General features: G+C 38.7%; 8 protein-coding genes. 7 read left to right on the top strand and 1 reads right to left on the bottom strand.

What is annotated here, in order from left to right; translation table 11 throughout:
- Positions 1–168 precede the first annotated feature (168 nt).
- The 5 genes from MHI34_RS04840 to MHI34_RS04820 all read left to right on the top strand — a co-directional run bounded on the left by MHI34_RS04840 (position 169) and on the right by MHI34_RS04820 (position 7,563).
- Positions 169–1,002 (top strand): oxidoreductase, encoded by an 834-nt coding sequence (locus tag MHI34_RS04840; RefSeq protein WP_036117516.1) that lies wholly within the window; start codon positions 169–171, stop codon positions 1,000–1,002.
- Between the two features lie 129 nt (positions 1,003–1,131).
- Positions 1,132–1,686 (top strand): NADPH-dependent FMN reductase, encoded by a 555-nt coding sequence (locus MHI34_RS04835; RefSeq protein WP_036117514.1) that lies wholly within the window; start codon positions 1,132–1,134, stop codon positions 1,684–1,686.
- A 112-nt stretch (positions 1,687–1,798) separates the two neighbouring features.
- Positions 1,799–5,581 (top strand): AAA domain-containing protein, encoded by a 3,783-nt coding sequence (locus MHI34_RS04830; RefSeq protein ID WP_342504164.1) that lies wholly within the window; start codon positions 1,799–1,801, stop codon positions 5,579–5,581.
- A gap of 1 nt (position 5,582) precedes the next feature.
- On the top strand, positions 5,583–6,335 hold the full coding sequence (locus MHI34_RS04825; protein WP_036117511.1) for a hypothetical protein: 753 nt from the start codon (positions 5,583–5,585) through the stop codon (positions 6,333–6,335).
- A 157-nt stretch (positions 6,336–6,492) separates the two neighbouring features.
- On the top strand, positions 6,493–7,563 hold the full coding sequence (locus MHI34_RS04820) for a glycosyltransferase (protein WP_141903947.1): 1,071 nt from the start codon (positions 6,493–6,495) through the stop codon (positions 7,561–7,563).
- 809 nt (positions 7,564–8,372) lie between these two features.
- On the opposite strand, the gene MHI34_RS04815 is transcribed toward MHI34_RS04820, so the two are convergent.
- Entirely contained in the window at positions 8,373–10,562 is a 2,190-nt protein-coding gene (locus MHI34_RS04815) for a DNA topoisomerase III (protein ID WP_330493615.1), read from the bottom strand.
- A gap of 248 nt (positions 10,563–10,810) precedes the next feature.
- On the opposite strand from MHI34_RS04815, the gene MHI34_RS04810 reads away from it, so the two are divergent.
- The gene (locus MHI34_RS04810) at positions 10,811–11,680 is read left to right on the top strand and encodes a MurR/RpiR family transcriptional regulator (protein ID WP_342504163.1); all 870 of its coding nucleotides are present in this window, start codon (positions 10,811–10,813) and stop codon (positions 11,678–11,680) included.
- 5 nt (positions 11,681–11,685) lie between these two features.
- Complete coding sequence (locus MHI34_RS04805; RefSeq protein ID WP_101966476.1) at positions 11,686–12,801, top strand: M20 peptidase aminoacylase family protein; 1,116 nt, start codon at positions 11,686–11,688, stop codon at positions 12,799–12,801.
- The last annotated feature ends 8 nt before the right edge of the window (positions 12,802–12,809 follow it).

Genomic DNA, 12,809 nt, shown 5'->3' with positions numbered 1-12,809 from the left:
AATTTAGGATTTGATAATCGATGACTTTGAGGGAATCTTGCAATTAGCTATCTTGAGGGGGATTATAAATAACTTTTTAATGATCAAAAAAATGGTCGATATATATAGTGAAATCAAGAATAGAAAAGATACATACAACATGACATTATGTAGAAGGGGGGAAGAAGGATGAGCATGCGTGCAGCGATTGTTGTAGGGGCGACAGGTTTAACGGGCTCCTCTTTAGTCGAGCAACTATGTGAAAATGATGAATATGTTTCAGTAACCATAATTGCACGGAGAAAACCAATCTTTACGCATCCAAAGTTAGAAGTGAAGATTCGTGATTTTGATAGGATAGAGGAAAAAGATATTGAATTTGCCCATGAATTGTATTGTTGTTTAGGTACAACCATAAAAAAAGCAGGCTCTCGTGAGGTGTTCGAAAAAGTTGATTTTGAATATCCATTAGCGATTGCTTCTTTAGCCAAAAAGCGTGGGATCCCTCATTTTCTTGTCATCACTGCAATGGGTGCTAATGAAAATTCTCCGTTTTACTATAATCGAGTGAAGGGAAAACTCGAGCATGATTTAGTAGAGTTAGGGTTACAACGGCTCTCTATTATTCGACCTTCACTATTAGTAGGAGATCGAGATGAATTCCGTCTAGGAGAGAAGGCAGGAGAAAAGCTATTAAAATTTGCACAACCTTTATTAATTGGACCTTTCAAACGTTCTAGAGCAATTGAAGCCTCACAAGTGGCCAAAGCGATGATTATCATTGCTCTATACGGTAAAAAGCAGCCTGTTACTATTTATCCATCCAATGAACTGGCAACATTACAATACCCTGAAATACCAGAAGAGGATGCTTCAAGAGAGACGCTATTTCATTGGGATAAGCTTGAAGAAGGTGAGAAAGTAAATCGTGATGTTATCATTAATCGAGATAAATTTAAGATGGAGGAAACGGTTATTGATAAGGAGGTACACTTCCAACATCGTGAACAGGGCAAAAAATAATGTGGGTTTGGTTTGTAAATGTTCCGTCTAAAGACTGAATTTATCCCGATCGCTACGACAAACCTTTGCGAGCTACTTTTCATTTGTTACAATATTATTGTAGAAGATGAATGTGGAGGCAAAATAAAGATGAAAATTTTACTCGTTGATGGCACAATGTTTGGTCGTAAAACAGGTGCTATTTTAGAACAAGTGGAACAATATATTAAAGAATTAGATGCTAGTTTCGAATTAGAAATGATGCATTTTAATCAATATAAGCATCAAATTGTGGATGGTTCACCATTAAATGATGATATGAAGAAAATGATTCAACAATTTGAGGAGGCAGACGCTTACATCATTGCAACGCCTATTTTTCAAGCGTCCATCCCAGGTGTTTTGAAAAATGCTTTTGACTACTTACATCCTAAAACGATGCGCTATAAGCCCGTATCTATCGTCGCAAACGGTGGCACATACCAACATCACCTTGTAGTCGAAAATCAATTAAAACCTATTTTAGATTACTTCCGTGCCCTTGTTACGCCTAACTATGTATACACACATACATCACATTTTGATGCAGATAATAACATTGTTGATGAAGATGTTCATAGTCGTTTACGTGAATTAGCACGTGTATTTGTTCAATATTGCGAAATGAGCAAGAACTTGCCGAAGGAAACAATTGATCAACATTAAGATAGCCCTTGTACGGTGGTAAGAAATCACTGTGCAGGGGATTTTTCTTTGTAAGTATTCTTTTAGGATGTGCTAAAATAAAACTTTAGTGACTCGGGAAGGAGGGCTGCTCATGCAGGACATAGCTTTACTAGAAAAACAACGCTGTAGTCTTATTTTGACCAATAAGGCGAAGGAAGCGGTAGAGGAATGCTCAGCAAACGAGCATGCCTTTTTTACGTTACAAAGATCTTTTACTGTTTACATTGAAAAACGCAAAGCAAAAAAAGTTGGTGAAACCTTTTTATCCATCTATTTTAATGCGGAGGACAATGAAAAATTAAGCGATTTACTTGCGGAAAAAACAGTCATTATGGATTGTGTGCTGAAGCTAGAAGGTTTGTTGGCGACTAATATTCGTTTTGTGCATATGCGTGGTCCTATCAATACAAATCGCCGCCTAGCAGCCGCATTACAATTTGTCACAAAGCCTAACAATGGAGCAGGCATTCCACTGGAGCTTCATACAAAAATAAGGCAGTTACCGATAGCGGAAGAACGCACAGAATATGTAAAAAAACGTATAGCTAGCTGGGAAGGCTATTTAAAAATTCAAGAACGTGATGCAACGATTGACGATATTCATACAGAATTTAAGCAAAGCTACTTCAACGAAGACTTTACACGCTTAACGATTGTTTGTCCCTACATAAAGAGTAAAGAGTGGAAAAAGTTAGAGGGTTTAAGTGTAAGTATTCAAGGGGTTCGTGGTGAATTTGGGCAAGTTTTAAAGGCGAATGCAGGAAAACAAACGATTGAAATTGATTTAAAGCCTTTTATACAGGAAATGGCTCGTAAGGATCAGCTGAATCTTCGTTCGAAGCAAGCAAGCTTTAGTAATTTTGCGACCTTAAGTCAAATTCGAAGATTACGAAATGGCTTCACAAAGCTAGAGAAGGGTGAGGCAGTTAACCCTAATTTAGAAACTATCCTGTTTGAACGGCGCCCAACAGTCCGAGCGTCCAAGCTACGAGAAGATATTACGTTTCAAAATAATTTAAATGAATATCAAAGACGAGCAGTATTAGGTGCATTATCTGTTGAGGATTTGTATGTCATACAAGGTCCTCCTGGAACGGGAAAAACGACTGTCATCTCAGAGATTTGTCAGCAAAATGTCAAGGCGGGCTTAAAAACACTAGTAGCATCACAATCAAATTTAGCCGTCGACAATGCATTAGGACGTTTGCTAGCCAATCAAGAAATTCGAATTTTACGCTATGGAAGAACGGAAAGTATCGAGGAAGAAGGCAAAAAATTCATAGAGGAAAATGTCGCTCTCCAATGGCGTGAACAAACACTGGCTGCAATCGAAGAGACAATAGCAATATTTCCAGAACGCGAGCTAGAGCTAAAAGCCAATCTTGCAAAAGCAGAAGATGAACTAGAAAAATTGGAGCAATGGCTAGAACAATTAACTCAGGAAATTGCCGCAAAAGAGCAAGCAGCAATTGAAGAACCCATTCTACAGCAGGAGATTCAAGCATTAAAAAAAGAATTGAAGGCTGCTAAAACAGAGCAACAAACATGTGAAGCACAAAAAGAGCATTATGAGAAACAGCTCGCACAAATCGAACCAATTGTACAGCAGCTTGAACAGACACTTGCTGATTATCCCTCGGTCGAGCAACTACAGTGTACGATTCAGGAAACTACAGAAAAAGTGGAACAATTAGAAGCGGCTGCTCAGTATAAAGAACTACAAGAACAAAAGCAGCAGTTAACTCAGCAATTTCAAGAAATACAACAGAAATATGAAATCGAAAGTAAGCGTCTAGTCATTATGAAGGAAGCTCAAAAGTATATCTACACCTTAACTTCGTTTGAGCTTATCGAGCGATTTTTACAGCACTATCAAATTCGCCCTTCCCATGTATTTTCTCAGCAAATGAGTCGCTTGCAGCATTTGGAAGATGCGAAAGATTTAGAGGCATGGTCAACGATCAATGCTCGCCTCCAAAAGGCGATTGCCAAGTTAGAGGCTTTAGTTATTCATGAAGTGAAGGAACGAGCCCTTGCTAAAAGTAGATTACAACCCGTACAATCATTTTCTCTGCAAAACCTCACAGGAGTATTCGCAGAGCTGAACACGGCTTTTCAGGATGGTCAATTACCAGCAACTGATGTTCTAGAGAGTTATCTGCTTGGGCTATATATGCGTCGTGATTTCGTTTGGCAAAAGGGAGTAGCACTAAAGCAACAACAAGAGCATAAAGATCAGGAATTTGAATCTTTCCGTAAAAATCTAGTGACTTTGATTCATCAGGAATGTGCAATCACTAGCTTTGATGTGCAAAGTTTACAGCGTCAACTCCAACCATTTTTACAGCATACAGAGCGTTTACAACAGTTAGCAAACGCCTTCCGGATTACTGAGGAGCCAGAAGAATCTGTAGAATATTTAAAGATTCTTACCTCGCAAGCTAGGGAGTCTCTTCAACAAGCAAAGCAACAGCTTGAGGCAGTGGAACAGGCGAAAGTACAACTAGTTCCGAAGCAAGCCTCTCTACAGACTGTCACAACAAGCTTACAGGAAGTGGAGCAGCAGCTAACACAAATGGAAGAGCGTATAAAGGACATTAATATTGCTGGATTAAAGAAAGAAAAGCAACTAGCAGTTTATACACAGCTTTTACAATCTACGCCAGAACGTACTGCTGAAGAGGTGCTGGAAGCTATTCAAACTTCTAAACAGGCCATTGAAGCATTACAGCGGCAGCAAAAGCAGCTACCTCTTCGCCAAAAACTACAAGAACAATGGCGTGAAAAACTACAAAACGCAACAGAGTATGATTTAGATGAAATTCGAAAATTATATGTACGTCATGCGAACGTTATCGGAACAACATGTGTAGCTTCCGCTAGTAAAGAGTTTATGGAGAATTACCCAACTTTTGATGTGGTCATTATTGATGAAGTTTCAAAGGCAACGCCACCAGAATTACTGTTACCAATGCTTAAGGGGAAAAAAGTTATTTTAGTAGGTGACCATCATCAGCTTCCACCATTACTTGGGGATGATACGCTGGAGGAAACATTGAAGGCAATGCTAGAAGAAAATCCAAACTTTGAAGGTGCACAGGAATTAAAAAATCTGTTGCGTGAATCATTATTTGAGCGTTTATTTAATAATTTGCCTCCAACACATAAACAAATGCTAGCATTACAATACCGTATGCATGAGAAAATCATGCAAAGTATCACACCATTTTATGCGAAAGAAGAAAATGGATTACAATGTGGGTTGCCAGATTCAGATGCAGCAAGAGATCATGGCTTAGAGGGTCAATTTGTAAAACGTAATGATCATTTACTATGGATTGATATGCCAACGGAGAAGCCTTATTTAGAGGAGCAGGTAAAAGGTGGGACGAGTCGTTATAACGAAGGGGAATTACAAACGATTCGCCGTATCTTAGTAGATCTTAATGAGGCAGTGAAGGCGGCAAAAGAAGCAGGGCGTATGCCGCACGATGCTCTGAAAAGCGTAGGTGTCATTAGTTTCTACGGTGAGCAGGTAAAGAAAATCAATCGTCTGCTGCAACAGGAATTACAGCTACCACACTTGCAGTTTAGAACAGGTACTGTCGATAAGTTTCAGGGGATGGAAATGGATGTCATTTTAGTGAGTATGGTTCGTAATACACCTAAAGGCGGGGATATTGGTTTTGCCAGAGATTATCGTCGTTTAAATGTTGCGCTATCTCGTGCCCGAGAGTTACTTCTACTTGTAGGAAGTGCCGAGATGTTTGCGAAGCGTGCAAAGCATCAAGATACAAGAGAAATGTATACCAATTTATTAAACACAGTAAAATCCTACGATGGCTTGCGTAATCATGAAGGATTGGTGATGTAGAGTGTCAAAATTACAACAACGACTAATGCGTGAACTTCAACAAAATCGCAATATAAAGATTGTCAAAACCGCTGAATGGTGTATTCCTATTCGAACGGTCAGTGTGACCTATGAGCCAGTTAGGCGTTCAACAATGGATGTTTTAATGACTATGTTACTGTTAAGTATTCAGGAGGCTGATTTTGGAAGTGCCCAGGAATTGAGTGAGCTATTACTGGTCGACCCGCTATTTATTGATGACTTAGTTTCTTTAATGATTCGCGTAAATCTTGTAAAGAGCGAGGAACAGTTTTATAGGCTAACTGAAAAAGGGCAACAGCAGCTAGAACGGGGGATTTTTGAAGAGGAGTTAGAAGTAGAAACATCTACACTTTACTTTAGCCCCTGCCACCAATCATTTCTCACAATTGATACAAATAATGATGAATATGATGAATTACCAGAGCTATACCGTTATATCGATAAAGAGGCTGAACAACAGGAGCAGTTTGAGGAGTCGCTAGTGATAGCTGCATTACAAGAAGTGAACGCAGAGGGGGAAGAGAACTCCCAAAAAATCATCTCAAAAATTGTTCAAACAGAAGCCCAACAAATTAATGATAGTCCATGTTTAGAGTTTGTTCTTTATGATAGGGAGCAGGATCTACTCTTTGTACGAGTGTGGAATACATTACTTAATCAATGGGATCATCATTTAGAGCAACAGCTTACAGACAAAGAACAGTTAACATGGCGTGAGCAATATTTAACTTAATTCAACTGGTATTCAAAAGCCAGAACAAAAACGAACGTGGACACACGTTCGTTTTTGTTTTTATATGATAAATCATAAAGATGGGTAAGAAATTTATAAAATCGTTTCGATAAAATGTGGCATTAGCATATATTACTTTATGAAAAGGAGGGGACAGATGTTAACGATTAGTTTATGTATGATTGTTAGAAACGCACAATGTACGATTGAAAGATGCTTAGATTCGGTTCAGCATATAGTGGATGAGATTAATATCATTGATACAGGATCGACTGATCGTACGAAGGATATTGTCCAAAGTTATACCTCTCGAATTTACGATTTTCCCTGGTGTGATCATTTTGCCAAGGCACGAAATTTCTCCTTTCAACAGGCAACAAAGGATTATATTTTATGGCTCGATGCAGATGACGTCATGACACAGGAAGACCAGCACAAGTTGAGTCAACTAAAGCACTCTTTATATCCATCTGTTGATGCTGTAACGATGGATTATTACCTAACGCTTGATCAGGATGGCGTAGTGGAGTGTAGTGAACGAAAGTATCGTCTTGTAAAAAGAGCGAATCATTTTCAATGGGAGGGAGCTGTCCATGAAAATTTAAAGGTATCTGGTCAGCTCTATCATAGTGATATCGCTGTCACGCACTTACCAGTAAAAAAAGATATTCATCGTCCTATTCGTATTTATGAGGGGTTAATAAGGGAGGGGCATTCGCTTTCAGCAAGAGACATATTTTATTATGCGAATGAATTGAAACAGCATCAACGTTATGTGGAGGCGATTAATCAATATCATCTATTTTTGGATAGCGATATAGGTACTACAGATGATCGTATTGAGGCTTGTTTACATGTAGGGGAGTGCTATCGTCGACTACACGATGATCAACAAGCACAGCAAGCTATTTTGCAATCCTTCTTATATGATCGACCAAAGCCAGAAGCATGTTGCCGTATGGGCCAATTTTTTATGGAGCAATCAAAACATAAAGAGGCTATTTACTGGTATTCTCAAGCCTTGCAACAAGCTCCTGTCTATTCAATGACGATCCAAAAACGTTGTTACTCCACATGGCTTCCTCATTTACAATTAAGTCTGTTATATAGGGAGCTACGGTTATTTGAAAATGCCTATCAGCATAATCTAGAGGCACAAAAATGGAAACCAAACCATCCAGAAATAAAGGATAACGAAAAATACTTACGCAATCAATTAGGGATATAAAGCCTTTTATTGGAAAGGTACATCAATAAACAGGACATAAATAGCTTGGCCAATTAATACAGATACACCAACAACAATCGTCATAAAAATCACATTACGTGGTCTAAAATTTTTTGCCTCCATTAAAAACCTCCTTTAAGATAGAATATTCAGTCAATTTAGGATATGTTTAGATGGAATGAGTATGCATAAGAAAAGAGCAAATTCACATTTAGTGTGAATTTGCTCTTCTTAGTGTGGAAAAACAAAACAGTCAATTGAAAGGTAGAAATGGATTTCCGTTGCAGGCTACTTGCTTTCCTGTGGGCGAGCGCACCGAGCCGCTTCCCCGTTTAGAGGCTCACCTGTTTCGTTATCCCACGGGAGTCAAGTAGCCTCCACTCCAACCTACAAAAGTATTACCTTTTTATCAAATATTTCCAAATAAGACGAAGGTCTTCACTGCTCTTTATGGAGAGGTGTTGTCACACATCACTTCTCCACATTGAAAATAAGAGCTTATTCCCTCTAAAAATACAAATAATGGGCTATTTAATCGCTATGTTACTATGAAAAAAAGTAAAGACACTTTGCAGAATGGTTGATTGGAGTGGAGCCAGCGTCACTCCTAGGGGATTTAGCGTCACAGATGAGACCCTGGAGCGAGCGTAAGTGAGTGAAGCGGCTCATCGGACGCCCCCTGGAAAGGACGTTGGCGGAACGGAAATCAACCCCTCACCTTGCAAAGTTGCTTTTTCTGCCTTTGACATGATCTTTTTTCAACAACATGAAGAGCAAATTCACATTTAGTGTGAATTTGCTCTTGTTCATTAATCAAGCTTTAACCCTTTCAATGCTTCAGCAAGGGCGTTGTTTACTGGCTCTTCATCTTTTTGTTGTTTTAAATACTTTTGTACGGAGCGTTTATCAACCTTGCCTCCGCCTTCTTTTTTCCGTCTTGCCTCAAAGGCCGATAATTTTTCACGATAACCACATTTACACACAAAAATTTGACCATCGCCTTCTCCACGAAGCTCTAATTTTTTATGGCATTGAGGACAGCGTGCATTTGTAGTACGTGAGACATTTTTACGATGACCACATTCACGATCTTGGCAAACAAGCATTTTTCCTTTTTTGCCATTCACCTCGAGCATCGGTTTACCACAATCTGGGCAGGATTTAGTAGAGATATTATCATGCTTATACTTTTTGTCACTACCTTTAATGTCCGTAACAATTTCCTTAGTATAATTTTTCATCTCGCTAATAAATACATCCTTTTTTAGCTTGCCCTTTGCAATAAGCTCAAGTTTTTGCTCCCAATCTGCTGTGAGCGCAGGTGATTTTAATTCCTCTGGCACTAAGTCGAGTAGTTGACGACCTTTAGAGGTAATATAAATATCCTTGCCACCACGCTTTTCAATTAAGAAAGAATTAAAAAGCTTATCAATAATGTCAGCACGTGTTGCCACTGTACCAAGACCACCCGTAGATTTTAATGTGTCGGCTAATTTTTTATCACTCGTTGCCATATATTTTGCTGGGTTTTCCATGGCTGATAACAAAGTGGCTTCATTAAAATGAGCAGGTGGCTTTGTTTGACCAGATGTTTGAGCAAGAAGTTTTATTTTTAAAATATCTCCTTTATCAAGACGGGGAAGTATTTGTTCCTTTACATCATCTGATGTGTCCTCATCCTCGAAGCGATGTTCATACACTTCCTTCCAGCCAGCTAATAAAATCGTTTTTCCACGAGCAATAAAACTTTCTTCGCCAATTTTTGCACGAAGTGTTAGCTGTTCATATTCAAAAGCTGGCAGTAGCACAGCTAGGAAACGCTTTACAACTAGATCATAAATTTTACGTTCTTTATCCGAGAAAGCAGAATAATTCACATAGCCCTCTGTTGGAATAATCGCGTGGTGATCAGATACCTTGCTATCATCGACAAAGGCCTTTGTTGGCTTGATTGGTTTAGTAAGCAGTTTGTTGGCGATGGAGCGATATTCACCTATACCACAAGCCTTTAAGCGTTCAGGTATTGTGGCTACAATGTCTTGAGAAATAAAGCGAGAATCCGTACGTGGATAAGTTAATACTTTATGTTGCTCATATAGCTTTTGCATAATATTCAATGTTTCTTTCGCTGAGTAGCCAAAGATTTTATTGGCATCACGCTGTAATTCAGTTAAATCATAGAGACCTGGGGCAAATGTTTTTTTAGGTTTTTTTTCAATGTCAGCGACGATGGCATGGCTATTTCCTAGTTTTCTTACCAACGTATCTATTTTTTCTTTATCAAAGCTACGACTATTACCATTTTGGTCTTGCCAAGTGAGCTTCAAGTTGTCCGTTGTTTGTGCTTCAATCCCATAATAAGTTTGTGCTTTAAAGTTTTTAATTTCATCTTCGCGCGTCGCAATTATTGCTACAGTTGGTGTTTGTACACGTCCACAGTTCAGCTGTGCGTTAAAGCGGGTAGTTAAAGCACGAGTAGCATTGAGCCCGATATACCAATCTGCCTCAGAACGAGCTACAGCAGAGGCATAAAGATTATCATAGGCTTTGCCTGGCTTTAGATTAGCAAAGCCATCTTTTATTGCCTTATCTGTTACAGAGGAAATCCATAAGCGTTTTAGTGGCTTTTTGATCTTCACCTTATCGAGTATCCAGCGAGCTACTAATTCACCCTCACGTCCAGCATCTGTTGCAATGATAATTTCGTTTACATCATTGCGTGTAAGCTGACTTTTGACCGCATTAAATTGTTTCCCAGTTTGTTTGATAACTGTTAATTTTAAGCGTTCAGGTAGCATTGGTAAATCTTCAAGATTCCACGTTTTATATTTCACATCATAACTTTCAGGGTCAGCTAGTGTGACAAGATGTCCAAGCGCCCAAGTAACGATATACTTATCTCCTTCAAGGAAACCATTTCCCTTTTTATTACACTTCAGTACACGTGCAATGTCACGTGCTACAGAAGGTTTTTCAGCGATTACTACGCTCTTTGCCATTGTTAACACCCTTTCATAGTTCCATGGTTTTAAATATAGCATAGGTTGAGTGGGTTGGCAGTTGAACTGTAGCGAAATTTGCTAAATGTCGATGAAAAGAGTAAACATGTCAGACTTGGAGTTGTTACAGTACTGAAAATAGAAATTTCAGAAAAAACATTGAATTCAGAAAATAAATGTGCTAGGCTAGTGTACATAAAATGAAGCGAAGACTTCAAATATTAATAAAAAAAGGATGCACTTCTTTTATGGGGAATCAAACAATTCAGCAAATGATTCAGGAGAAATATCAAGAGTTGTCCAAAAGTCAGCAAAAGGTAGCTACATTCATATTAAAAAATTTACAGATAGTAGGAGTTCACTCCGCTTCATATGTAGGGGAAAAGGCTGGCGTAAGTGAAACGACAGTTATTCGCTTTTGTTACGCATTAGGCTTATCTGGTTATGCACAATTGCAACGTCAGGTGACAATGCATTTATTTAATAAAGGAAATGAAAGTAGTTTACAAAATTATTTGCAATCTAAGCAGGCTTTTTTTGAAAATCCACGTTTTTATGTAAAGACTATGGAAAAGGATGCATCTCGCATTTTATATATGGCTAAAAACATTGATGAGGAAGATTTTAATCGAGCTTCAGTATTGCTCCATGAGAAGAAAAAAATATATATTGCAGGGATTGGCTCCTCTCATTTAGCTGCACAATGGTTCCACTTTACACTAAATCTTTTGCGACCAAATGTTGTACTGTTAAATTTTGAGACAAGTGAGGTCATACGTGCAATCCAAGAGATTGATGAGGATAGCGTAGTTATTATTTTATCGTTCCACCGTTACTTTAAAGAACCGATCCAATTTGCAGCTGAAATACAAGAAAAAAAATGCGAAATTATCGGCATTACGGATTCACAAATTGCACCTATTACCCAATATGCAACCATTACCTTTGTGAACGAACAACAACAAGAAGTGTCCACAATAGATGCTATGCCAGCACTTATAGCATTTTTAAATACTCTAATAGCAGGAATGACTGCACAAAATCATGACTACTATGAAAGTCAGCGCGTAAAATATGATGATTTCGAAAATAGCTTTTTAGCAAACCGATGGAGTTGACTACTATGAACCAAGTTTTACAAGAGTTACAGCCACGTCTGGCAGATATTTTTAAACATTTACATGAACATCCAGAAGTTAGCTGGCAAGAACATAATACAACACAATATATAGCAAATTTATTGAGAGAAGCCCAAATGGAGCCGCATCTTTTTGAAGATATGACAGGGCTTTATGTTGATATTGGTAATGGAATACCTAAAGTAGGGTTTCGCACGGATATAGATGCGCTTTGGCAGGAGGTTAATGGTGTCTTTCAAGCTAACCATTCTTGTGGACATGATGGTCATATGACGATAGCTATTGGGACTGCATTGCTGTTAAAGGATATGGAGCATCTACTTTCAGGTGCTGTACGCATTCTATTTCAACCTGCTGAGGAAAAGGCCCAAGGAGCGCGGGCATTTGTCGAAAAAGGTATTATGGATGATTTAGAATATTTATTCGGTGTTCATGTTCGACCATTAAAGGAATTACAGGATGGGGCGTATGCGCCTGCATTGTATCATGGAGCAGCAAAGCTTTTTACAGGGACCATTATTGGGGAGGAGGCACATGGCGCACGACCAGAACTTGCCATTAATGCAATTGAAGTCGGAGCAGCTATTGTCGAAGGTCTTCAAAAAATTTGGACGGATCCAAATATCTCTGCCTCTGTCAAAATGACACAATTTAATGCAGGAGGCACCTCTACAAATATCATCCCTGGTAAAGCAACTTTTAGTATTGATGCACGAGCTCAAACAAATGAAGTGATGCAAGTAATCACAGAGGGCGTGGAGCGTGTAAAAGCATCTGTTGAAGCGATGTATGGAGCCAAGATATTTTTACAGGTAGATGCCCATATAGTAGCAGCGGTAGTGAATGATGAAGCCTTACAGCATATGAAGGCAGCTATTATTGATGTAGTTGGAGAAAAGGCTTGTGCTTCACCAATTGTGACACCAGGAGGGGAGGATTTTCATTTTTATACCTATGAACGTCCAAAGCTTAAAGCAACAATGCTTGGATTAGGTTGCGGGGTTACTCCAGGCTTACATCATCCTCAAATGACCTTTAATCAAGATCGGCTTTTAATAGGTGTAAATATTATGACAAAAGCTATTTTGAGAGCATTATAAAGAATAGA

Source organism: Lysinibacillus sp. FSL L8-0126 (assembly GCF_038630385.1).
In the GTDB taxonomy this organism is placed as follows: Bacteria; Bacillota; Bacilli; order Bacillales_A; family Planococcaceae; genus Lysinibacillus; species Lysinibacillus fusiformis_D.
Note: the sequence above shows the minus strand (reverse complement) of the source record. Positions and strands in the feature narration are given on the sequence as shown.